This is a genomic window from Microbacterium sp. NPDC091676, assembly GCF_044756645.1.
GTDB lineage: Bacteria > Actinomycetota > Actinomycetes > Actinomycetales > Microbacteriaceae > Microbacterium > Microbacterium paraoxydans_D.
On sequence record NZ_JBIVTI010000001.1, the window covers coordinates 1,204,725 to 1,225,729 of the forward strand.

At 71.7% G+C, this 21,005-nt stretch carries 21 protein-coding genes and 1 riboswitch; of the genes, 11 read left to right on the top strand and 10 right to left on the bottom strand.

All coding sequences use genetic code 11. The annotated features are described in order from the left end of the window. The first annotated feature begins 44 nt into the window (after window positions 1-44). The 6 genes from ACIQID_RS05990 to ACIQID_RS06015 all read left to right on the top strand — a co-directional run bounded on the left by ACIQID_RS05990 (window position 45) and on the right by ACIQID_RS06015 (window position 5,064). Window positions 45-908: a DNA-formamidopyrimidine glycosylase family protein gene (locus tag ACIQID_RS05990; protein WP_312673314.1), complete on the top strand. Its 864-nt coding sequence runs from the start codon at window positions 45-47 to the stop codon at window positions 906-908. 67 nt (window positions 909-975) lie between these two features. Beyond that, window positions 976-1,120: riboswitch (FMN riboswitch) on the top strand. A 64-nt stretch (window positions 1,121-1,184) separates the two neighbouring features. Next, a complete protein-coding gene (gene ribD / locus ACIQID_RS05995) occupies window positions 1,185-2,243 on the top strand; it encodes a bifunctional diaminohydroxyphosphoribosylaminopyrimidine deaminase/5-amino-6-(5-phosphoribosylamino)uracil reductase RibD (protein WP_400282874.1) in 1,059 nt (352 codons plus the stop codon). Next, window positions 2,243-2,884: a riboflavin synthase gene (locus tag ACIQID_RS06000; RefSeq protein ID WP_312673316.1), complete on the top strand. Its 642-nt coding sequence runs from the start codon at window positions 2,243-2,245 to the stop codon at window positions 2,882-2,884. Before ribD ends, ACIQID_RS06000 begins: the two co-directional genes overlap by 1 nt. Continuing rightward, a complete protein-coding gene (gene ribA, locus ACIQID_RS06005) occupies window positions 2,881-4,149 on the top strand; it encodes a GTP cyclohydrolase II (protein ID WP_312673317.1) in 1,269 nt (422 codons plus the stop codon). The genes ACIQID_RS06000 and ribA overlap by 4 nt, the downstream gene beginning before the upstream one ends. Continuing rightward, entirely contained in the window at window positions 4,146-4,619 is a 474-nt protein-coding gene (gene ribH, locus ACIQID_RS06010) for a 6,7-dimethyl-8-ribityllumazine synthase (RefSeq protein ID WP_025103903.1), read from the top strand. Before ribA ends, ribH begins: the two co-directional genes overlap by 4 nt. A gap of 85 nt (window positions 4,620-4,704) precedes the next feature. Beyond that, window positions 4,705-5,064, top strand: coding sequence for a Fe-S protein (locus ACIQID_RS06015; RefSeq protein ID WP_071328707.1), 360 nt, complete (start codon window positions 4,705-4,707; stop codon window positions 5,062-5,064). 8 nt (window positions 5,065-5,072) lie between these two features. Here ACIQID_RS06015 and ACIQID_RS06020 read toward each other — a convergent pair whose 3' ends face one another. Further along, a complete protein-coding gene (locus tag ACIQID_RS06020) occupies window positions 5,073-5,576 on the bottom strand; it encodes a GAF domain-containing protein (RefSeq protein WP_312673321.1) in 504 nt (167 codons plus the stop codon). Continuing rightward, entirely contained in the window at window positions 5,573-6,070 is a 498-nt protein-coding gene (locus ACIQID_RS06025) for a metallophosphoesterase family protein (RefSeq protein WP_400282881.1), read from the bottom strand. The genes ACIQID_RS06020 and ACIQID_RS06025 overlap by 4 nt, the downstream gene beginning before the upstream one ends. 145 nt (window positions 6,071-6,215) lie before the next feature. On the opposite strand from ACIQID_RS06025, the gene ACIQID_RS06030 reads away from it, so the two are divergent. Beyond that, window positions 6,216-7,676, top strand: coding sequence for an MFS transporter (locus tag ACIQID_RS06030; protein ID WP_400282884.1), 1,461 nt, complete (start codon window positions 6,216-6,218; stop codon window positions 7,674-7,676). A 73-nt stretch (window positions 7,677-7,749) separates the two neighbouring features. Here ACIQID_RS06030 and ACIQID_RS06035 read toward each other — a convergent pair whose 3' ends face one another. Beyond that, window positions 7,750-8,136 (bottom strand): type II toxin-antitoxin system VapC family toxin, encoded by a 387-nt coding sequence (locus tag ACIQID_RS06035; RefSeq protein ID WP_158698520.1) that lies wholly within the window; start codon window positions 8,134-8,136, stop codon window positions 7,750-7,752. Further along, a complete protein-coding gene (locus tag ACIQID_RS06040) occupies window positions 8,133-8,378 on the bottom strand; it encodes a FitA-like ribbon-helix-helix domain-containing protein (RefSeq protein WP_312673324.1) in 246 nt (81 codons plus the stop codon). Before ACIQID_RS06040 ends, ACIQID_RS06035 begins: the two co-directional genes overlap by 4 nt. A gap of 119 nt (window positions 8,379-8,497) precedes the next feature. Here ACIQID_RS06040 and ACIQID_RS06045 point away from each other — a divergent pair, with 119 nt between their 5' ends. Both ACIQID_RS06045 and ACIQID_RS06050 read left to right on the top strand, forming a co-directional pair. Next, entirely contained in the window at window positions 8,498-8,704 is a 207-nt protein-coding gene (locus tag ACIQID_RS06045; RefSeq protein ID WP_060923460.1) for a hypothetical protein, read from the top strand. A gap of 75 nt (window positions 8,705-8,779) precedes the next feature. Then, on the top strand, window positions 8,780-10,666 hold the full coding sequence (locus ACIQID_RS06050) for an ABC transporter ATP-binding protein (protein ID WP_400282888.1): 1,887 nt from the start codon (window positions 8,780-8,782) through the stop codon (window positions 10,664-10,666). A gap of 233 nt (window positions 10,667-10,899) precedes the next feature. On the opposite strand, the gene ACIQID_RS06055 is transcribed toward ACIQID_RS06050, so the two are convergent. Further along, window positions 10,900-12,762, bottom strand: coding sequence for a phosphoenolpyruvate carboxykinase (GTP) (locus ACIQID_RS06055; RefSeq protein WP_396654620.1), 1,863 nt, complete (start codon window positions 12,760-12,762; stop codon window positions 10,900-10,902). Between the two features lie 109 nt (window positions 12,763-12,871). On the opposite strand from ACIQID_RS06055, the gene ACIQID_RS06060 reads away from it, so the two are divergent. Then, window positions 12,872-14,314, top strand: a complete 1,443-nt coding sequence (locus tag ACIQID_RS06060; protein WP_071328117.1) for an XRE family transcriptional regulator — start codon at window positions 12,872-12,874, stop codon at window positions 14,312-14,314. 111 nt (window positions 14,315-14,425) lie between these two features. On the opposite strand, the gene ACIQID_RS06065 is transcribed toward ACIQID_RS06060, so the two are convergent. Next, window positions 14,426-15,469: a winged helix DNA-binding domain-containing protein gene (locus tag ACIQID_RS06065; RefSeq protein WP_400282892.1), complete on the bottom strand. Its 1,044-nt coding sequence runs from the start codon at window positions 15,467-15,469 to the stop codon at window positions 14,426-14,428. A gap of 97 nt (window positions 15,470-15,566) precedes the next feature. Beyond that, window positions 15,567-17,009, bottom strand: a complete 1,443-nt coding sequence (locus ACIQID_RS06070) for a glyceraldehyde-3-phosphate dehydrogenase (protein WP_331202474.1) — start codon at window positions 17,007-17,009, stop codon at window positions 15,567-15,569. Window positions 17,010-17,173: 164 nt separating this feature from the next. On the opposite strand from ACIQID_RS06070, the gene ACIQID_RS06075 reads away from it, so the two are divergent. Continuing rightward, complete coding sequence (locus ACIQID_RS06075; protein ID WP_331202473.1) at window positions 17,174-18,517, top strand: amidohydrolase family protein; 1,344 nt, start codon at window positions 17,174-17,176, stop codon at window positions 18,515-18,517. Between the two features lie 87 nt (window positions 18,518-18,604). Here ACIQID_RS06075 and ACIQID_RS06080 read toward each other — a convergent pair whose 3' ends face one another. The 3 genes from ACIQID_RS06080 to ACIQID_RS06090 all read right to left on the bottom strand — a co-directional run bounded on the left by ACIQID_RS06080 (window position 18,605) and on the right by ACIQID_RS06090 (window position 20,965). After that, window positions 18,605-19,594 carry a methyltransferase dimerization domain-containing protein gene (locus tag ACIQID_RS06080; RefSeq protein WP_400282897.1) on the bottom strand — a complete coding sequence of 330 codons (990 nt, stop codon included), beginning with the start codon at window positions 19,592-19,594 and terminating at the stop codon, window positions 18,605-18,607. A 74-nt stretch (window positions 19,595-19,668) separates the two neighbouring features. Beyond that, the gene (locus ACIQID_RS06085) at window positions 19,669-20,343 is read right to left on the bottom strand and encodes an alpha/beta fold hydrolase (protein WP_400282900.1); all 675 of its coding nucleotides are present in this window, start codon (window positions 20,341-20,343) and stop codon (window positions 19,669-19,671) included. Window positions 20,344-20,377: 34 nt separating this feature from the next. Further along, window positions 20,378-20,965 (bottom strand): TetR/AcrR family transcriptional regulator, encoded by a 588-nt coding sequence (locus tag ACIQID_RS06090; protein WP_025103887.1) that lies wholly within the window; start codon window positions 20,963-20,965, stop codon window positions 20,378-20,380. Window positions 20,966-21,005 lie beyond the last annotated feature (40 nt).

Sequence of the window (21,005 nt, forward strand, 5' to 3'; positions counted from 1 at the left end):
GCCGGACGCGTGACAGCGTCGGACCCCGGTGACAGGATGGCTGCATGCCTGAGATGCCGGAGGTCGAAGGACTCGTCGCTTTCCTCGGCGAGCGCACCACCGGGCGCACGATCACCCGTGCCTCCGTGGCCGCGATCGCCGCACTGAAGACCTACGACCCGCCGATCTCGGCGCTGGAAGGCGCGACGATCACCGGGGCGGAGCGCCGCGGCAAGTTCGTGGTGCTCTCCTGCGGGTCCGAGCTGCACCTCGTCTTCCACCTGGCGAAGGCCGGGTGGCTGCGCTGGTACGACGCCCTGCCGACCACGCTCCTCAAGCCGGGCAAGTCGCCCATCGCGCTGCGGATCGCCCTCGACGACGGCAGCGGCTTCGACCTGACCGAGGCCGGGACGAAGAAATCGCTCGCCGTGTACGTGGTGCGCGACCCCGCCGAGGTGCCCGGCATCGCCCGGCTCGGCCCCGACCCGCTCGATCCGTCCTTCACGCGCGACGCCTTCGCCGCGCTGCTGGACGACCGGCGGATGCAGATCAAGGGTCTGCTGCGCGACCAGGGCGTGATCGCGGGCATCGGCAACGCCTACTCGGACGAGATCCTGCACGCGGCCCGCATGTCGCCGTATGCGATCGCCGGCACGCTGGACGACGCCGAGATCGACCGCCTGTTCGCGGCGATGCAGGAGACCCTCGCCGAGGCCGTCGCGGCCGCCGCAGGCAAACCTCCGGCTGACCTCAAGGACGCCAAGCGCCGCGGCATGCGGGTGCACGCCCGCCGGGGCGAGGCGTGTCCGGTCTGCGGCGACGAGGTGCGCAGCGTCTTCTTCGCCGACCGCTCCCTGGAGTACTGCCCCACCTGTCAGACCGGCGGCAAGGTGCTCGCCGATCGGCGGCTCTCCCGCCTGCTCAAGTGAGGTGCGGGAAACGGCCCCTGCCACGGAATGAAACGGGCACGGACGCGTTGAGTAAACTCAGAGCAGCAACGTGCTCCGGGGTCGGTGGGAATCCGAACCGGCGGTGACAGTCCGCGAGCGTTCCGAGTGATCGGGATGCCGATCCGGTGGAATTCCGGAACCGACGGTGATGCGAGGGACACCTCGGTAGTCCGGAAGGGAGGCAGCACGAGGCGCACGCGCGTGCGTCCGTTCCGCCACCCTGCAGCGACCCCGAGGCCGCAGAGAGGACGACGGATGGCAGTGACCGCGACAGAGCGCCGCGCGATGGATCGCGCGCTCGCCCTCGCGACCCGCGGCCCCCGCGGGGTCAACCCGCAGGTGGGCGCCGTGCTCCTCTCCCCCGACGGCGAGGTGCTGGCCGAGGGCTGGCACCACGGCTCCGGCACTCCGCACGCCGAGGTCGACGCCCTGTCGAAGCTCGCGCCCGGCGCCGCACGCGGGGCGACGGCGATCGTCACCCTCGAACCCTGCAACCACACCGGTCGCACCGGTCCCTGCGCGCTCGCGCTCATCGACGCCGGCGTGGCGCGGGTCGTCTACGCGCTCGACGATCCGGGTGAGGTCTCCGGCGGCGGCGCGGAGCGGCTGCGCGCCGCGGGCGTCAGCGTGGAGGCCGGGGAACGGGCCGAGGAGGCGCGCGCGCTGATCGGCGACTGGCTCTTCGCGGCACGGCGCGGCCGTCCGCACGTCACCGTGAAGTGGGCGCAGAGCCTCGACGGCAGGGCCGCGGCGGACGACGGCACCAGCCAGTGGATCACCGGGCCCGAAGCGCGTGCCGACGTGCACCGGCGACGCGCCGAGGCCGACGCCATCGCGGTCGGCACCGGCACCGTGCTCGCCGACGACCCCGCGCTCACCGCCCGCGCCGGCGACGAGCTCCTCCCGCATCAGCCCGTCCCGGTCGTGATCGGCGCCCGGCCCACCCCTGCGGATGCGGCGGTGCACCGCCATCCGCACACGCCGTTGTTCTTCGACACGCACGACCTGTCGGCGGTCCTCACCGCGCTGCACGCGCGCGGCATCCAGACGCTGTTCGTGGAGGGCGGCCCGACGCTCGCCAGCGCGTTCCTCGCCGCCGGGCTCGCGGACCGTGTGCTCGCCTACGTCGCCCCGGTCCTCCTGGGCGGGAGCCGCCTGGCCGTGACCGACATCGGCGTCCGTTCGATCGACCAGGCACGTCGCCTCGTCGTGGACGAGTGGCTGCCGTTGGGCGCAGACCTGCTCGCGATCGCGCATCCTGCGGACGCGGACGACCCGGACCACACGGGCCCGGAGAAGGAGGGAAGCCTCTGATGTTCACCGGAATCATCGAGGAGATCGGCGAGATCACCGCCATCGCCGAGGCGGGCGACGGCTGGCGGCTCACGGTCCGCGCCCCGAAGGCGGCCGCCGACGCCGTACACGGGGAGTCGATCGCGGTCTCCGGCGTCTGCCTGACCGTCGTCGGCTCCACCGCGGAGACCTTCGACGCCGACGTCATGAAGCAGACGCTCGACGTCGCGGCCCTCGGCACGGCGACCGTCGGCACGAGAGTCAACATCGAGAAGGCGATGCCCGTCGGTGCGCGGCTCGGCGGGCATATCGTGCAGGGCCACGTCGACGGCACCGGTGTCGTGCTCGAGGTGCGGCCGGGCGCGCAGTGGAGCGTGCTCCGCATCAGCCTTCCGGACGACCTCGCGCCGCTCGTCGTCGACAAGGGCTCCATCTCGGTCGACGGCACCTCGCTGACGGTGAGCGCGGTGAGCCCTTCGACAGGCTCAGGGACCCGGGGCGGGCACTGGTTCGAGGTGTCGCTCATCCCGGAGACCCTGGCGGCGACCACCCTCGGCACCCGCGCGGTCGGCGACCGCGTGAACCTCGAGACCGACATTCTCGCGCGGCACGTCGAGCGGCTGCTCGCGTTCCGCGCCGCACCGGAAGGGGGCTCGCGATGAGCCTGTCAACCATCCCCGAAGCCCTCGAGGCGCTGCGCGCCGGCCGGCCCGTGCTCGTGGCCGACGACGAGAACCGCGAGAACGAGGGCGACGTCGTCCTCTCCGCCGAGCTCGCCACCCCCGAGTGGGTCGCGTGGACCGTGCGCTGGTCCTCCGGCTTCCTCTGCGCGCCGATGCCCACCGACCTCGCGGACAGCCTCAACCTCCCGCCCATGGTCGCGGCCAGCGAGGACGCCCGCTCCACCGCCTACACCGTGAGCGTCGACGCCGCGGAGGGAGTGACGACCGGGATCAGCGCGAGCGACCGTGCCCGCACCCTCACCGTGCTCGCGAACCCCGACTCGACCCCTGCGAGCCTCATCCGCCCCGGCCACGTGCTGCCGCTGCGGGCCGTCGACGGCGGCGTGCGCGAGCGCAGCGGTCACACCGAGGCCGCGGTCGAGCTCATGAAGCTCGCCGGGCTCCGGCCCGTCGGCGCCATCGCCGAGGTCGTCGCCGAGGACGGCAGCATGATGCGGCTTCCCGGGCTCCTCGAGCTGGGCGCCCGCGACGGCGTGCCGGTCATCACGATCGAGCAGCTCATCGCGCACCTCAACGAGATCGACCCGGACGGAGCGACACCGGCCGCCCAGCGTGGACGTCGCGTGAGCCTGCGTGCCGACGCCACCGTGCCCACGGACCACGGCACATTCCGCTTCCTCGCCTACAAGGACCGCGTCACCGGCACCGACCACATCGCGGTCGTGTCCGGCGAGCCGACCGAGACGGCGCTCGTCCGCGTGCACTCCGAGTGCCTGACCGGCGAGGCGTTCGGCTCCCAGAAGTGCGAGTGCGGGCCGCAGCTCGATGCCGCGCTGGACGCGATCGACCGCGAGGGCGGGATCGTCATCTACATGCGGGGGCACGAGGGCCGGGGCATCGGGCTCATCAACAAACTGCGCGCCTACAGCCTGCAGGAGGACGGCCTGGACACCGTCGACGCGAACCTGGCGCTGGGCCTCCCGGCGGACGCCCGCGACTACGCGGCAGCGGCCGGGATCCTCACCGACCTCGGGGTCTCGAAGGTCCGCCTGCTCACCAACAACACCGACAAGGTGGACAAGCTGCGCGAGCTCGGTCTCGATGTCGTCGAGCAGGTGCCGCTGATCGTGGGCGTGGGCCCGAACAACCATCAGTATCTGGAGACCAAGCGCGACCGCATGGGCCACATCATCGGCGAGGCAGAGCTCGCCGAGGCCCTCGCGGCAGGAAAGGACGAGGAATGAGCGGCGCCGGAGCACCGAAGACGGGGAACATCGACGGGCGGGGGCTGGAGGTCGTCGTGATCGCCGGCACCTGGCACGAGGTGATCTCGAACGGCCTGATCGCCGGTGCGCAGCGGGTGCTCGACGAGGCGGGCGCGACGCATCGCCTCGTGCGGGTGCCCGGTTCGTTCGAGCTCGCCGTGGCCGCACAGGCCGCCTTCGCGGGCGGTGCGGACGCGGTGGTCGCCCTCGGGGTCATCATCCGCGGCGGCACGCCGCACTTCGAGTACGTCTCGGCCGCAGCGACCGACGGCCTCACCCGTGTCTCCCTCGATGCCGGCAAGCCCGTCGGGTTCGGGCTGCTCACGCTCGACGACGAGAAGCAGGGACTGGACCGCGCAGGCCTGGAGGGCTCGAAGGAGGACAAGGGCGCGGAGGCCGCGGACGCGGCGCTGCGCACCGCCCTCGTGATCCGCGAGCTGCGCGGCTGACTCCCTCCGCCTCGCGCCCGATCGCGGGCGCGAGGTCAGGCGTGCCTTGGTGGCGCGGAAGGCCGCGCTCTCGTACGGTGAGGGCATGGAGACCCTGCGCCACATCGTGCTCTTCGTCCACCTCATCGGCTTCGCCGTGCTCTTCGGGGCCTGGGCGGCGCAGGCGTTCGGCGGCAAGCGGGTGTTCACGCGTCTGATGACCATCGGCATGACGATCGCCGCGGTCGCCGGCCTCGCCCTCGCCGCCCCGTGGGGCCTTCCCGAGGGCGTCGAGATGAACTACGCCAAGATCGGCACGAAGCTCGTCATCCTCCTCGCCATCGGCGCCCTGCTCGGGATCGGGACGGCGCGCCAGAAGCGCGACCAGGTGGTGCCGCCGGCGATCTTCTGGCTCGTGGGCATCCTCACCGCGGTCAACGCGGCCATCGCCGCGATCTGGCGCTGAGGCGCGGATCAGCGGACGCCGCGCTCCCAGAGTGCGGCTGACTGCTCCCCGGCCCCGGCCGTCCGGATGCGCTGGCCGTTGCGTCCCCCGCGGGCGAACGTGGCCGTGACGCCCGTCGGGACGTCGGAAGGCGCCACCGGGGCCGACGACCAGGTGCAGTCGCGCACGTGCACGAGGTCTGCCGCCACCGCCGCCGGGTCGTCGTCGTAGCGCCACGGCCCCGTCAGCTTCCCGAGCCAGAAGTACCCGTCGACGTCCCGCGTCCAGACGAGGGCTCCCGTCGGAAGCGCCGCGAACCGCTCCAGCCGCCGCGCGGCCCGCTCGCCATGACGGGCGTCGACGGCCGCGAGCGCCGCGGTCAGGGAACGGGGCGCGCGGTCGAGCCGCCCGCCCATGCCGCACACCCCTCCGGCGAGCGCGCGCTCGACCGCGACCCCCGGGGCGACGGCATCGTCGCGGGAGCGCATCGGCGCCCGGTAGGCGATCGGCCCGCCGGCTCCGTCGTCCGTCATCGGAGCGGCACCAGGGTCGCCTCGACATCGCGCCCGTCGACCGCGACGTGCATCATCGTGTGCACCGGCTGCCGGCGTCGGTCGGTGGGAGAGCCCGGGTTGAGCAGCCGCAGCCCGTTCGGCGTCACGGTGTCCCAGGGGATGTGCGAGTGTCCGAAGACCAGCAGGTCGGCGTCGGGGAAGGCCAGATCCATCCGCTTCTCGCGTCCGGTCGCGGCGCCCGTCTCGTGGATGACGGCGACGGCGGTGTCCTCCACGGTGAACCGCGCGATCTCCGGCAGCACCCGGCGGATCTCGGGGCCGTCGTTGTTGCCGTGCACGCCGTGGAGCACGCGCGCGCGGGCCTGGAGCAGCTCGACGGTGGCGAGATCGACCCAGTCCCCCGCGTGCACGACGACGTCGGCCTCGTCGATCGCCTGGAGCACCGCGTCCGGCAGCCGCTTCGCCCGCTTCGGGACGTGCGTGTCGGCGAGGAGCAGCATCCGCGTGGTCATGGTCCCCCTCCGGCCGGTCTCCCCCGACTCTACGCGGCGGCACCGACGCGCTCGGCACCGTGCCGTCATGAACGTCCAGCCAACTCTCAGGAAGGCGTAGACTCGCCCGAGTCCGCTGGTATACCGGCGGAGGATCGGAGACCCCTTGAGCACCGCCACCACACCCGCGAACCCCCGCTCGCGCGTCATCACCGCGAGCCTCGTCGGCACCACCATCGAGTTCTACGACTTCTACGTCTATGCGACGGCAGCCGTGCTCGTCTTCCCCACACTCTTCTTCCCGAGCACGAACGACACCGCGTCGCTGCTGTCGTCGTTCGCCGTCTTCGGCGCGGCGATGGTCGCCCGCCCGATCGGCGCCGTGATCTTCGGGCACTTCGGCGACAAGTTCGGGCGCAAGGCGACCCTCGTCGCATCGCTCCTCACCATGGGCATCGCGACCTTCGTGATCGGTCTCCTGCCCACCTTCCAGCAGATCGGCTGGGTCGCCCCGCTGCTCCTGCTGATCCTCCGTCTCGCCCAGGGCTTCGCGCTGGGCGGCGAGTGGTCGGGCGCGGCGCTGGTGGCCACCGAGAACGCCCCGAAGGGCAAGCGCGCCTGGTACGGCTCGTTCCCGCAGCTCGGCGCGCCGCTCGGCTTCATCATCGCGAACGGCATCTTCCTCGCCATCAACTTCGCACTCCCCCACCCCGAGGACCCGGCGCTGAAGTCCGAGGCGTTCCTCTCCTGGGGCTGGCGCGTGCCGTTCCTCTTCTCGGCCGTCATGGTCATCATCGGCCTGTGGGTGCGGCTCCGTCTCGTCGAGTCGGACACGTTCAAGAAGGCGGAGAAGACCGGGGCCATCCGCAAGCTCCCGCTCGCGACCGTGTTCCGGCACCACTGGAAGCAGCTCATCCTCGGCACGTTCATCATGCTGGCGACCTACGTGCTGTTCTACCTGATGACGAACTTCACGCTCACCTACGGCACGAAGGCCGCCGACCTCGAGACCGCCTCGGCCGCCGCCCGTGCTGCGGCGGAGGCCACCGGAAAGGACTTCGACCCGAGCGCGTTCGCGGCGCAGTTCTACCCGGGCCTCGGCTTCGGCTACACGGACTTCGTGCTCATGCAGATCATCGGTGTGGTGTTCTTCGGGATCTTCACGCTGCTGTCCGGGCCGATCGCCGACGCGATCGGACGCCGCAAGCTGCTGCTGTGGGTCACCGGACTCATCGTCGTCTTCGGTCTGTCGTTCAACATCTTCCTGCTCCCGCAGGCGGACCCGAAGTTCACCGGAGCCCTCACCCAGGCCTTCCTCGTGTTCGGCTTCATGCTCATGGGCACGACGTTCGGGCCGATGGGGGCACTCCTGCCGGAGCTCTTCCCGACGAACGTGCGCTACTCCGGCTCCGCGATCGCGTACAACGTGTCGTCGATCCTCGGTGCGGCCGTGGCGCCGTTCATCGCGGTGGCCCTGTGGGCGGCCGTCGGCGGCGAGCCGTGGCTCGTGGGGGTGTACCTCTCGTCGATGGCGGTGCTGACGTTCATCGCGCTCATCTTCACCCCGGAGACGAAGGACCACGACTACGAGGACGACCTCGGTCTGGCCTCCGCGGTCGAGCTCTAGCGGCCGACCGGACGACAGGAACGGCTGCACTCCCTCGGGGGGTGCAGCCGTTCTCGTCTTCCTGGCCGGGTGCTCACAGCACCACGACGTCGCAGTACCGGGCCGCCGTCTTCGCCAGCCGGTGATCGGCCGTGAGCAGAGGGACGTCGAGGGCCTCGGCGAGCGCGACATAACCGGCGTCGTACGCGGAGACGTCCTCGCGCAGCGACCAGATCCGTGGGATGAGACGACGCAGCGGATGGCGGGTGATCTGCAACGCCCCGAACGCATCGAGGGCCTCGCGAGCAGCGTGTGCCGGCATCGACGACCGCATCGTGAGTCGGCGCAGCACGGACAGGACCTCGATGTCGAGACCCGCGTGTGCATGGAACTCCTCGCCGTGCGTCCAGACCTCCTCGCCGAGCAGGGCCTCGATCGCCGCCGAGGCATCGAGCACGACCGCCTCGGACGACACGCTCACCTGCGCCCGTCCCGTTCGCGATCGCGGGCGGCGAGGATGCTCTCGCGCGTCAGGGAGACGCCGGCGGCGCGCGCCCGTGCCCGCGATGCCTCCAGGACTTCCGCATTGCTGCCGTACCGGACGAGGGCTTCCAGCTCGCGCGCGACGTAGTCCGACAGGCTCATGCGTTCCGCCGCGGCACGCTCTTTGAGCCGGGCGTGGACCTCATCGGGCAGATTCCTCACTTGCAGCATGCGAGCCATCCTGCCAGCATCGCATGCGCTCCACATGTGGACAAGGGGGCGCCTGTGGACAACACGCACGTCAACACTTCTTGACACCGGACGGCGCGTCAATGAATATTGACGCGAAGGAGGTCCCCATGTCTCAACCGACCACCATCGCCGCGGCCGAGGGCGGCGAACCCCTCGCCGAGCTCCACCGCCTGGCGGCGCTGCGCAAGGAGCTCGCGCGCGCCGAAGAGGCCCAGGTCCGTCGCGCCCGCACGAGCGGCTACTCGTGGCAGGCGATCGCGAGCGCCCTCGGCGTCACCAAGCAGGCGGCACATCGGCGCTTCGGCCGCACATGACCCATACAGCCGCCCCATAGGAAACGACCGTCCCCCGAGTACGGTCGAAGTACCATCTCCAGATCGAGGTCCCCCATGTCCCGCACGGCGACAGCACGCCGACGCGGACGGGGCGCACCGGCCGACGGGCCCCGCGCCACCTTCCGCCAGCTCCTCCCCTTCCTCTTCGAGCACAAGCGCACCCTCGTCGTCGTCGCCGTCCTCAGCGTGTTCGGTGCCGCGACCTCGCTCGTGCAGCCCCTCCTCGTCGGACAGGTCATCGAAGCCGTGCAATCGGACGGCACGATCGGCGTGCTCGTGTGGCTGCTCGTCGGCTTCGTGATCGTGTCGTCGATCATCTCCGGCTTCCAGCACTATCTGCTGCAGCGCACCGGCACCGCGGTCGTGTACTCCAGCCGCCGCAAGCTCATCGCCCGCATCCTGCACCTGCCGACGTCGGAGTTCGACGCACGGCGCACCGGCGACCTCGTCTCCCGCGTGGGCACCGACACGACGCTGCTCTACGCCGTCCTCACGCAGGGGCTCGCCGACGCGGTCGGCAACGTCGTCCTCTTCGCGGGCGCGCTCATCGCGATGCTGCTCATCGACCCCGTGCTGCTGCTGCTCATCGTCGTGGTGATCGGCGTCTCGGTCGTGGTCGTCGTCGCCCTCAGCGGCCGGATCCGCACGGCGTCCACCGCCCAGCAGGAGAAGGTCGGCGAGCTGGCCTCGGGTGTCGAGCGGGCCGTCGGCTCCATCCGCACCATCCGGGCCTCCGGCGCGACCGAGCGGGAGACCGCGGCGGTGACGGAGCGGGCCTCCGAGGCCTACGGCATCGGCGTGCGCATCGCGAAGATCTCCTCGCTCGTGGTGCCGGTCGCCGGCATCGCCCTCCAGCTCTCCCTCCTCGTCGTGCTCGGCGTGGGTGGCTTCCGCGTCGCCGCCGGAGCCATCTCGATCGCGGCCCTCATCTCGTTCGTGATGTTCCTCTTCCTGCTGGTGATGCCCCTCGCCTCGACGTTCGGCGCGATCACCTCCGTCAACCAGGCCCTCGGCGCGCTCGGGCGTATCCAGGAGGTCCTCGACCTGCCCACCGAGACCCAGGACGACGCGGCCACCGCCGCCGCTCTGCCCCGTGACGAGGAGCCCGGTGCGGACGCCCCCGCCCTGGAGTTCCGCGACGTGCGCTTCCGCTACCCGGAGAACGTCGTCGCGGCCCGCCGCGCCGCCGCGCGAGAGGCGCAGACCCTGCTCGCCGACGCACACCTGGAGCAGGCCGAGGCCGCCCCCGACCCGCAGGACCACGAGGTGCTCCGCGGGGTGTCGTTCGCGGTCCCGCGCGGGGCACGGGTGGCGCTGGTCGGTCCGAGCGGGGCGGGGAAGAGCACCATCCTCTCCCTCATCGAGCGCTTCTACGACCCCACGGGCGGCTCCATCCGCCTGAAGGGGCACGACACCCGCACCTATCCGCGCGACGAGCTGCGCGCCCACTTCGGCTACGTCGAGCAGGACGCCCCGACCCTCGCCGGAACCCTCGCCGAGAACCTGCGGCTCGCCTCCCCCGACGCCACCGATGCGGACTGCGAGCGCGTGCTCCGCGCCGTGAACCTCGGCGACGTGCTGGAGCGGAACCCCCTCGGGGTCGACGCGCCGGTCGGCGAGGACGGCGTGATGCTCTCCGGCGGCGAGCGGCAGCGGCTCGCGATCGCCAGGGCGCTCCTCACGGACGCCCCGATCCTCCTGCTGGACGAGTCGACCTCGTCACTCGACGGCGTGAACGAACAGCGCATGCGCGAGGCCATCGACGCGGTCGCCACCGACCGCACGCTCGTGGTGATCGCGCACCGTCTGTCCACCGTCGTCGACAGCGACCTCATCGTGGTGCTGCAGGACGGCGTGGTCGTCGGACAGGGCACCCACGCCGAGCTCGTGGAGTCGACCCCGCTCTACCGCGACCTCGCCCGCCACCAGCTCCTCGCCTAACGCCCCCTCTGCACCGCCGAGACCCCGCGTTTCCGCCGAGACCCCGCCTTCCGCGCGTATGCGGGGCGGGGTCTCGACGCGAAACCGGGGTCTCGACGGGAGTGGGTGCCACGAAGGCGGGGCGTCGGAGACCACTCAGCCATGGGTTCGTCTCTGATGCCCCGCCTTCGCGGGTCTGTCTCGACCCGGAGGCCGAGGGTGCCGGCTCCCCCGAACCGGCACCGGTCTGGGGGCTAGGCCTTCGCGAGGCGGTAGCGCAGCGACGCGAGCTCGGTGCGCAGAGCTGCGGGGACGCGGTCGCCGAACGTGTCGTAGAACTCCTCCGTGAGGTCGGCCTCGGCCTTCCACGCCTCGGGGTCGACCGAGAAGAGCTCGTCGAGGTCTTCCGCGGGGATGTCGAGGCCGTCGAGGTTGAGGTCCTCCACGCGCGGCAGGCGTCCGATGGGGCTGTCCACGGCCGGCACGTCGCCGGCCACCCGGCGGATGATCCAGTCGACGACACGGGAGTTGTCGCCGAATCCGGGCCAGAGGAACCGGCCGTCCGCACCACGGCGGAACCAGTTCACCTGGAAGATGCGCGGCGCACGGTCGAACCGCAGGCCGCGACCGACCTTGAGCCAGTGACCGAAGTAGTCGGCCATGTTGTAGCCGCAGAACGGCAGCATCGCGAAGGGGTCGCGGCGCAGCTCGCCGACCGTGCCCTCGGCCGCTGCTGTGCGCTCGGAGGAGATGTTCGAGCCCAGGAACACGCCGTGCGTCCAGTCGGTGGCCTCGACGACGAGCGGCACGTTGCTCGCGCGGCGTCCGCCGAACAGGATCACGTCGAGCGGCACGGCCTCCTCCCAGTCCTCGGAGATCTGCGGGCACTGGGCGGCCGACACGGTGAAGCGCGAGTTGGGGTGCGCCGCGGGACGACCGGAGTCGGGCGTCCAGTCGTTGCCCTCCCAGTCGACGAGATTCGCGGGCGCCTCGTCGGTCAGGCCCTCCCACCACACATCGCCGTCCGGACGGAGCGCGACGTTGGTGAAGATCGTGTTGCCCCACAGCGTCTCGACCGCGGTGACGTTGGTCGACTCACCCGTGCCGGGCGCGACGCCGAAGAAGCCGGCCTCCGGGTTGATCGCCCAGAGCCGTCCGTCCTCGCCGGGGCGGATCCAGGCGATGTCGTCGCCGAGGGTCTCGACCTTCCAACCGGGGATCGTCGGGCGGAGCATCGCGAGATTCGTCTTGCCGCAGGCCGACGGGAACGCGGCGGCGACGTGGTACGCCTTGCCCTGCGGGTCGATCACGCGGATGAGGAGCATGTGCTCGGCGAGCCAACCCTCGTCCCGGGCGATCACCGATGCGATGCGCAGCGCGAAGCACTTCTTGGCGAGGATCGCATTGCCGCCGTAGCCCGATCCGTACGAGTAGACCTCGAGCGTCTCCGGGAAGTGCACGATGTACTTGTCGTCGTTGCAGGGCCACTCGACGTCCGGCTCGCCCGCCTCCAGCGGAGCGCCGACGGAGTGCACGGTCTTGACCCAGGGCGCGCCCTCGGCGATCTGGCGGGTGACCTCGTCGCCCACGCGGGTCATGATGCCGATCGACGCGACCGCGTAGGCGCTGTCGGTGATCTGCACGCCGATGTGCGACAGGGGCCCGCCGACGCGACCCATCGAGAACGGCACGACGTACATCGTGCGGCCGCGCATCGAGCCCTCGAAGATCTCGTCCATCTTCGTGTGCATCTCGGCGGGGTCGGCCCAGTTGTTGGTGGGGCCGGCGTCCTCCTCGCGCTCCGAGGCGATGAAGGTGCGGGCCTCGGTGCGGGCGACGTCGCTGGGGTGCGAGCGCGCCAGGTACGAGCCGGGACGCCACTCGGGGTTCAGCTTGATGAGCTTGCCCTCGTCGACGAGTCCGCGCAGCAGCCAGTCGTTCTCGGCGCGCGAGCCGTCGACCCAGTGCACGGCGTCCGGCTGCGTGAGCGCGCGGATCTCCTCGACCCAGGCGGCGAGCTCCGCCATCGCGGGCGTGTCGTAGGAGGGGGCGGTGCCGAACGTGCGCGTCGGGGCGACAGGGGACGTGCGAGGGGTGAGGACTTCGGCCATGGCCATGACTGCTCCTTCGAAGTGTGGGGCGTTGCTTCCATCTTCTTCGCCCTTGACGCGGACTTTCGGCCAAAACGAGCGATAAGAATCGGCGTTCTTTCGCTAGACTCAAACTATGGCGTCCTCCGGCATCCACCTCACGACCCTCGGCCACCGCATCCGGCACCGCCGCCTGGAGAAGGGCTACACGCTCGATGAGCTGGGAGCCCTCGTCGGGGTCGCCGGCTCCCAGCTCAGCCTCATCGAGAACGGCAAGCGCGAGCCCAAGCTCTCCCTCCTCCAGGCGATCGCGCAGGCCACCGGAACGGAGGTGACCGATCTCATCTCCGGCGAGCCGCCGAACCGGCGCGCAGCCCTGGAGATCGAGCTGGAGCGGGCGCAGGAGAGTCCGGTGTTCCGTCAGCTCGGGGTCTCGCCCGTCCGGGTCACGAAGGGCATGAGCGACGAGACCATCGAGTCCATCCTCGGGTTGCACCGCGAGCTGCAGCGCCGCGAGCGCGAGGCCATCGCGACCCCGGAGGAGGCCCGTCGCGCCAACACGGAGCTGCGCCTGCGGATGCGCGCGCAGAACAACTACCTCCCGGACATCGAGAAGCTCGCGGAGAAGCAGCTCAAGGCGGCCGGCCATTCGCAGGGCGCCCTGACCCACCGCACCGTGAGCATCATGGCCGAGAAGCTCGGCTTCGAGCTCATCTACGTCAACGATCTGCCGCACTCGACGCGCTCCGTCACCGACCTCGAGAACGGCCGCATCTACCTGCCCCCGGCGTCCATCCCCGGCGGACACGGCCTCCGGTCCATGGCGCTGCAGGCGATGGCGCACCGCCTGCTCGGGCACACGCCGCCGACCGACTACGCCGACTTCCTGCAGCAGCGCCTGGAGATCAACTACTTCGCCGCGTGCTGCCTGATGCCGGAGACCGCCGCGGTCGCCTTCCTGCAGCAGGCGAAGAAGGACCGCAACCTCGCGGTGGAGGACTTCCGCGACGGGTTCGGCGTGACGCACGAGGCCGCCGGCATGCGCATGACCAACCTCCTCACGCAGCACCTCGGCATGTCGCTGCACTTCCTGCGCGTCGACTCGACCGGAGCCATCACGCGCGTCTACGAGAACGACGACCTGCCCCTGCCGATGGACGTGACGGGAGCGGTGGAGGGACAGCGGGTGTGCCGGAAGTTCCAGGCCCGCTCCGCCTTCACGGAGCAGAACCGCACCGTCGAGCACCACCAGTACACGGACACCCCGTCCGGCACGTTCTGGTGCTCCACGCAGACCGGGTCGTCGAGCGAGGGCGAGTTCTCCGTCACGGTCGGCGTGCCGTTCGACGACGCCCGGTGGTGGCGGGGACGCGAGACGAACGACAGGGCCGTGTCGACCTGCCCCGACGAGGCGTGCTGCCGTCGTCCGTCGGCCGAGCTCACGGAGCGCTGGAAGGGCCGGGCGTGGCCGAGCGCCCGCGTGCACACCCACATGTTCTCGCCGCTCCCCCGCGGCATGTTCCCCGGCGTGGACGACAACGAGGTCTACAACTTCCTGGGCCGCCACGCGAGTGAGTGAGTGCCGGCCGACCCACCCCTTGCGTGTGCCCCGGCCCGTTACGCGCGGCCGTCAGGGGCCGGGAGGCGCGGAAAGGGGTGGGTCGACGAGAGGGGGGGCAGGCAGGCAGGGTCAGGGGAGGAAGGCGGCGAAGCGGGCGAGGGCGGCGGTGACGGCAGCGGGATCCTCGGGGGGCTCGAAGAGAGTCGGAGGGGTGGTGTGGGCGGCGGCGGCGTGGGTCCAGCAGCCGATCACGCGGCCGTTCTCCACCACGGTCGCCCTGACCATCCCGTTCTTCCCCGGTCCGACGGCGGGGAGGTGTTCCGGAGCGCAGACGACGGTGCGGTCGGCGTAGGAGATGTAGTACTCGTCGAAGGCTCCGAGGGCGAACACGGACGGCCGGCCCGCCGCGCGCCGGGGTGGGGTGCGGCCGACGAAGACCCCGTCCTCGACCTCGGTCACCCGGGTCGCCGCGCGCTCCGCCGCCTCCCGGGACTGCCCGAGCGTCAGCCCCGACCACCACGCGAAGTCCGCGACCCCCGCAGGCCCGTGACCCTCGACGTAGCGGACGAACAGCTCGGCCAGCGGGTCCTCCGGGTGGGCGTGATCGCGGATGTGATCCGCCGCGAGCACGAACCGCTGCTCCCGCGTGATGCCCTCCCGCGGCACGACCGGCCCCTGCACGAGCACGCCGGAGACCGTCAGCGCGAACAGCAGGTGGATGCCGCGCTGCCCTGAAGGGTCGATGCCGATGCCCTCGAGCACCGCGAAGATCTCGCCTCTGGTGAGGCCGCCGTCACGGAGCCGCGGCGTGAGCTCCCGGACGACCGCGTCGATCATGGCGTCGTCGATGCCGAGCTGCCGCTGCCGGGAGGCCGCCTGCTGCTGCTGTCGTGCGGCCGTGACCTCCAGCACCCAGCCGAGGTCGCGCGCGGGGATCGTGTGCAGCGTCCCCCGCATCGTCCAGGCCCGGACGAGGTCGCCGCGGTCGAACGCGGCATCGACGTCGCGGAGGCGTACGTCCCCCTTCGTCCGCACGGCCAGCGCCCACCGTCCGGCCGTGAAGTCCTGGCTCTGCACCGCGAGCAGCCGCGCCGCCGCCCCCGCCACGTCCGCCTCCGGCGCGGTCAGCCCCTGCCACCGCAGCCGCTCCTCCCGCCGCTGTGAGGTCTTCATGCCCCTCATCATGCCGCGACGCACCCCCTTTCGCGTGCCCCGGCCCTTTGCGTGCGCACGCAGGGGCCGGGTCGAGCGGAAGGGGGTGGGTCGGGGGTCAGAGGGTGACTTCGCGGCGGGTGGGGAGGACGACGGGGTGCGACCCCGCCATGGACTCCAGCACCCGGATCACCTGGCAGGAGTAGCCGAACTCGTTGTCGTACCAGACGTAGAGGATGAGGGTGTCCTCGTCGGCGATGGTGGCCAGGCCGTCGACGATGCCCGCGCGGTGCGAGCCGACGAAGTCCGTGGAGACCACCTCGGGGCTCTCCACGTAGTCGATCTGCTGCCGGAGCTTCGAGTGCAGCGACACCCGGCGCAGGTAGTCGTTGACCTGGTCCTTGGTGGCGGGGCGCTCCAGCGTGAGGTGCAGCACCGCGAGCGAGACGTCCGGCGTAGGGACGCGGATCGCGCTGCCCGTGAGCTTGCCCTCCAGCTGCGGGAGGGCCTTGGCCACGGCCTTCGCGGCCCCGGTCTCGGTGATGACCATGTTCAGCACGGCGGAGCGGCCGCGGCGGTCGCCCTTGTGGAAGTTGTCGATGAGGTTCTGGTCGTTCGTGAACGAGTGCACGGTCTCGACGTGGCCCTTCACCACCCCGAAGGCCTCGTCGATCGCGGCGAGCACCGGGGTGATGGCGTTGGTCGTGCACGACGCCGCGGAGACGATGCGGTCTTCCTCGGTGATCGTGTCGTCGTTGATGCCCTGCACGATGTTCTTCAGCGGGCCCTTGCCGGGGGCGGTCAGCAGCACCCGGGCGACGCCCTTCGCGCGGAGGTGCTGGGAGAGTCCGGCCTCGTCACGCCAGCGGCCGGTGTTGTCGACGACGATCGCGTCGTCGATGCCGTAGGCCGTGTAGTCGACGGCGGCCGGGTCGTCGGAGTAGATGACCTGGATGCGCGTGCCGTTGGCGATGATCTGCTCGGCATCCTCGTCCACCGTGACCGAGCCCGCGAAGCGGCCATGCACCGAGTCGCGCAGCAGCAGCGACGCACGCTTGACGAGGTCGTTCTCGGAGCCGCGGCGCACGACGATGGCGCGGAGCCGGAGTCCGCTCCCGCCGCCGGTGTGCGCGATGAGGATGCGGGCCAGCAGGCGGCCGATGCGGCCGAAGCCGTAGAGCACGACGTCGGTCGGCGGTGCCGGGACCGCGCCGACGGCGGGGGCCAGGGTCTCGGCCAGGTACTCCCCGAGTGGGCGTCCACTCGAGGCGTGCCCTTCCACGAGGCGGGCCACGTCGATCGAGGAGGCTCCGGGGGCCAGGGCGTGGATGCCCTCGAGCACCGCCAGGCTGTCCTCGACCGCCAGGCGCTCGTGTCCGAGCTGGGCCACGCGCTCGTGCACCTCGACGACGCCGGTGGCCGAGAGGCCGAGCAGGCGATGACCGTGCAACGAGGTGACCACGTCGCGCTCACGCTTGAGAGCCCCGATGAGCGGGATCATCCGCTCCGCCAGCTCTTCGCTCGCCGTCCATTCGTCGCGGTGTGCCGCGGAATCGTTCATCTGCGTCCTTGCATGTGTGAGCGCGCGCCGAGGTCGCCGGCGCGCACGAGGTTGCCGGGGTGTTCGGGGGATGACTCCAGGGTACAAGCCGCGGAACCGCGCGCCGAATCGGCCGGTGCGGGACCTCCCGTGCGTGAGGGTTTTACGTCTACACTGGTGGAATAATGAGCAGCGCACTCCTCGGCGACGACGCCGACCTCCTCGTCCGCGGCGGCCGCATCCACACCGTCGACGCCTCCGATTCCGTCGCCACCGCGGTCGCCGTCCGGGACGGGGTGATCGTCGCCACCGATGCCGCTGCGGAAGCCCTCCCGGCCCGCGAAGTGGTGCAGCTCGACGGTCGCACCGCGATCCCCGGCGTCAACGACGCCCACCTCCACGCCGCCTGGCTGGGCGCGCGCTGGCCGCACCTGTTCTTCTCCGACACCCCGCCCGAGGAGCAGCCGACCGGCCGCCTCGTGACCACGGCCGACGAGCGACGCGCGGCCCTGCGCCGGGCGTGGGCACTGCTCGCAGAGCTCGGCGTCACGAGCTACACGGAGCCGGGCATCGGCCCCGGCGAGGACGACGGCGAGACCGGCTGCTTCGGCACCGACATGCTCGACGCGTACGTGGGGCTGCACCGGGAGGGCGCGCAGACCTCGCGCGTCACGCTGCTGCGCCTGTTCGGGACCATCGACGGCGAGAGCTGCCTGGACGACTTCGCCGCCGGACTCCCGGTGCCGCCTCCGTCGACCGATCCCCGCTGGCTCGCGATCCCCGGCGTGAAGATCTTCGCCGACGGCATCCCGCCGATGGCCACCGCGTGGACGTCGGACCCCTACCCCGACGGGACGACCGGGCACCTGCTCACGCGCGGCGACGCCGATCCGCTCAGCGCCTTCCAGCAGATGATCGCGCTGGCCGCCGGTCGCGGTCTCCAGATCGCGGTGCACGCCACCGGCGACCGCTCGATCGAGGAGTTCCTGACCGCGCTGGAACGCGCCGGCACGACATCCCCGCCGCCGGCACCCCACCACATCGTGCACGGCGACCTCGCGACCCCCGCGCAGATCCGGCGCGCGGAACGCCTCGGCGTCGGCTTCGCCGTGCAGCCCCTCATCGCCGCGCACACGCACTCCTGGGCGGCCGTGCAGCTGGGCGAGGCCCGGGTCGCGGCCGCCTGGCCCCTGGCCGAGATGCTCTCCGCCGGGGTGCTGACCACCGTGACCAGCGACGCCCCGATCGCCACGCCGGACTGGCGCCCCAGCCTCGATGCCTCCCTCGCCCTCCTCGCCGCCGACGGCCGGACGGACGGACCCGCGACCCGGCGCCGGCTGCTCCGCACCATGACGGCCGATGCCGCGATCCAGGACGGCGCCGCGAGCTGGAAGGGCACCCTCGAGCCCGGCAAGGTCGCCGACATCACGGTGCTCGACGAGGATCCGTGCACCCCGGGACGCCCGTTCGCCGCCCTCCGCGTCGAACGCACGATCGTCGACGGCCGCACGGTGTTCGCGCGCGGCTGACCACCCGCCCCACGAAAACGGCGGGCGGCATGTTCACGCATGCCGCCCGCCTCTGATCCCCCTCGGACCAGTCTCGAACCGCGGTCGTCAGACCGCGGTGGCCAGGAGCACGCGCGGGCTCCCCGGCAGGGCGACGGTGTCGCGCACCGCCCAGCCGGCGTCCGTCAGCCAGCCGCGCACCTGCGACTCGGGGTACACGACCGTGCCGTCGATCACGAGGTACTCCCCCGCGTGCAGGGCGTCCAGCGCGCGCTGCTCGTCGTCGTCGTCGAGGAAGAAGTCGAGCACCGTCAGCGTCGCCCCCTCGACGGCCGCGGCACGGAGCCGTCGGAAGATCTGCGCGTTCTCCTCCGCGGAGAAGCGGTGGATGACGTGGTTGGCGAACACCGCGTCGTAGGCGCCCTCGGGGGCCGCGGTCGCCGTGTCCCCCACCTCGACGGCAGCCCGGTCGGTGACGCCCGCCGCCGCGACCGCCTCGGCCACGCCGTCCTCGAATCCCGGGGCGTAGACGAACGTCGTGTGCAGCTCGGGGTTGCGCGCCATGACGGCGAGGGCGAACTCGGCGGACAGACCACCGAAGTCGAGGGCCGTCGTCGCGCCGGCGAGGTCGACGAGCCGGCCGAACTCCTGCGCGTGCAGGCGGTTGTACGTCATGACGCCGGCCATGAACGTGCCCCACCGCGCGTCGTCCATCTGCAGGTCGCCGGGCTCGGTCGTGTCGACCGTGTGCGCGAACTGCAGCCAGTGCGGGTAGCTGATCTCGTCGAGGAACGTGAGGAACGGAGCGAGGTCGATCACCGCGTCCTCCCCCGTGAGGTAGGCGGAGGCGTCGGGCGCCAGGGCGTAGCGCCCCTCCGTCCGGACGAGGAGACCCTTCGCGGCGAGGGCGTCGGCGAGCAGCCGGGCGATCCGCTCGCTCACCCCGCAGCGCTCGGCGATCGCCGTGGCGGTGTCCGCGCCCGCGGCGACGGCGGCGAACAGCCCGATGCGGCTGGCCTGGAAGAGCTTCTTCGCGGCCATGTAGCCGGTGGCGATGTCGAGGATGCGGGCGGCGTCGGGGGTGGGGGTGTCGGTCATGGCGGATGCCTTTCGGTATGTCTACAAACGTGGGAAATAAAGGACAGGAGGACGCCGGGCGTCGGACCGGCGGGTCAGTCCGCGAGGAACCCGCGCACGGCGTCGCGGAACGCGGCGGTGTGCAGTGCCGCGAGGTGATCGCCGGGGACGCGCCGCACGCGGACGTCCGGCAGCCGCGCGGCGAGCTCGTCGATGCCCGCGGCCATCGGGTCGTCCTCGCCGCCCAGGAGCAGCACCGGCACCGCCGGCGCTCCGGTCTCGGGGGCGAACGGCTCGGTCGCGAGCCCCTCGATGAGGTCGAGCAGATCGTCCGGTCGGTTGCCGGGCAGGCTCACCATGTGCACGATCATCCCGGTCAGCGGATCGACGGGAGCCGGTCCGCCGGCGATCGCGGCCCGCGCGGCGGAGAGGTCGACGAGCGCGAAGGGCTCCCCCGCGCTGAGGCCGCCGAGCACGAGACGCCGCACCGCGACACCCGGGTGCCGGGCGAGGTCCCATGCGAGCCGAGCACCGAGCGAGTAGCCGACGAGGTCGACCTCGTCCGGGCCGATCGCTTCGGCGAGCGCGTCGAGCACCGCGGAGGTCGGCACGACTCCGAGTCCGGGGGCGTCGCCGTGCGCCGGCAGATCGAGGACCCGGCGCGGCCGGTCGCCGAGCACCGCCGTCCACTCGCTGTCCGGCCAGTCCTGGGTGCCGCGCGAGGCGAGGCCGTGCAGGAACACCACGGGTCGTTCGGGGGGAAGGGTCATGACGGGCCGTCCTCTCGGGACCGGCCCCTCGCCCTCAGCGCAGCCGCGCGAGGAACCGGTCGATGTAGTTCTCGTAGTCGGCGATGCGGTCGCCGTCCGGGTACATGAGGTTGATGACCGTCGCCCCGACCGCCGCGGAGATGTACTCGTCCGCCAGCGGGCCGTAGTCCTGGTCGCGGATCGACCCCTCGTCGCGGGCCGCCTCCATGCGCGCGATGAGCGAGGCTCGCCAGGAGCCCAGGTGTCCGCGGTAGAGCTCGGCCAGCGACTCGTTCGCCATCGCGTACTCCCAGAGCGCCAGGAGCACCCGGCCCGCGGCGATCTGCTCCGGGTCGCGCGGCACGGTGGCCTGCAGGAAGCCGCGCAGCGCGTCGTCCGCCGCCACCGGTTCCTGGCCCGCGGCCTCCACGCCCTCGGACATCTGCTGCAGGATCGTCTCGAACGTCGCCGCGACGATGCTCTCCTTCCCGGGGAAGTAGTGCTTCAGCGCACCGTTCGCGAAGCCCGCCTCCGCGGCGATGCTGCGCATGGTCGCCGCCTCGAACCCACCCTTCAGGATGATGCTCTTGGCCACCTCGACGATGTCCCGTCGCCGCTGGTCGTGGTCGATGATCTTCGGCATGGCGTCCTTCCGGCCGAGTCCGGGGTGTGGCGAGTTCCGG

What these genes read in the sequence shown, in the direction of transcription:
- ACIQID_RS06025 (WP_400282881.1), bottom strand. Translation starts at nt 6,070, where the DNA reads ATGACCACGCGGATGCTGCTCCTCGCCGACACGCACGTCCCGAAGCGG.
- ribA (WP_312673317.1), top strand. Translation starts at nt 2,881, where the DNA reads ATGAGCCTGTCAACCATCCCCGAAGCCCTCGAGGCGCTGCGCGCCGGC.
- ACIQID_RS06060 (WP_071328117.1), top strand. Translation starts at nt 12,872, where the DNA reads ATGGCGTCCTCCGGCATCCACCTCACGACCCTCGGCCACCGCATCCGG.
- ACIQID_RS06040 (WP_312673324.1), bottom strand. Translation starts at nt 8,378, where the DNA reads ATGGCTCGCATGCTGCAAGTGAGGAATCTGCCCGATGAGGTCCACGCC.
- ribH (WP_025103903.1), top strand. Translation starts at nt 4,146, where the DNA reads ATGAGCGGCGCCGGAGCACCGAAGACGGGGAACATCGACGGGCGGGGG.
- ACIQID_RS06045 (WP_060923460.1), top strand. Translation starts at nt 8,498, where the DNA reads ATGTCTCAACCGACCACCATCGCCGCGGCCGAGGGCGGCGAACCCCTC.
- ACIQID_RS06075 (WP_331202473.1), top strand. Translation starts at nt 17,174, where the DNA reads ATGAGCAGCGCACTCCTCGGCGACGACGCCGACCTCCTCGTCCGCGGC.
- ACIQID_RS06055 (WP_396654620.1), bottom strand. Translation starts at nt 12,762, where the DNA reads ATGGCCATGGCCGAAGTCCTCACCCCTCGCACGTCCCCTGTCGCCCCG.
- ribD (WP_400282874.1), top strand. Translation starts at nt 1,185, where the DNA reads ATGGCAGTGACCGCGACAGAGCGCCGCGCGATGGATCGCGCGCTCGCC.
- ACIQID_RS06020 (WP_312673321.1), bottom strand. Translation starts at nt 5,576, where the DNA reads ATGACGGACGACGGAGCCGGCGGGCCGATCGCCTACCGGGCGCCGATG.
- ACIQID_RS06080 (WP_400282897.1), bottom strand. Translation starts at nt 19,594, where the DNA reads ATGACCGACACCCCCACCCCCGACGCCGCCCGCATCCTCGACATCGCC.
- ACIQID_RS06000 (WP_312673316.1), top strand. Translation starts at nt 2,243, where the DNA reads ATGTTCACCGGAATCATCGAGGAGATCGGCGAGATCACCGCCATCGCC.
- ACIQID_RS06050 (WP_400282888.1), top strand. Translation starts at nt 8,780, where the DNA reads ATGTCCCGCACGGCGACAGCACGCCGACGCGGACGGGGCGCACCGGCC.
- ACIQID_RS06065 (WP_400282892.1), bottom strand. Translation starts at nt 15,469, where the DNA reads ATGAAGACCTCACAGCGGCGGGAGGAGCGGCTGCGGTGGCAGGGGCTG.
- ACIQID_RS06015 (WP_071328707.1), top strand. Translation starts at nt 4,705, where the DNA reads ATGGAGACCCTGCGCCACATCGTGCTCTTCGTCCACCTCATCGGCTTC.
- ACIQID_RS06090 (WP_025103887.1), bottom strand. Translation starts at nt 20,965, where the DNA reads ATGCCGAAGATCATCGACCACGACCAGCGGCGACGGGACATCGTCGAG.
- ACIQID_RS05990 (WP_312673314.1), top strand. Translation starts at nt 45, where the DNA reads ATGCCTGAGATGCCGGAGGTCGAAGGACTCGTCGCTTTCCTCGGCGAG.
- ACIQID_RS06070 (WP_331202474.1), bottom strand. Translation starts at nt 17,009, where the DNA reads ATGAACGATTCCGCGGCACACCGCGACGAATGGACGGCGAGCGAAGAG.
- ACIQID_RS06085 (WP_400282900.1), bottom strand. Translation starts at nt 20,343, where the DNA reads ATGACCCTTCCCCCCGAACGACCCGTGGTGTTCCTGCACGGCCTCGCC.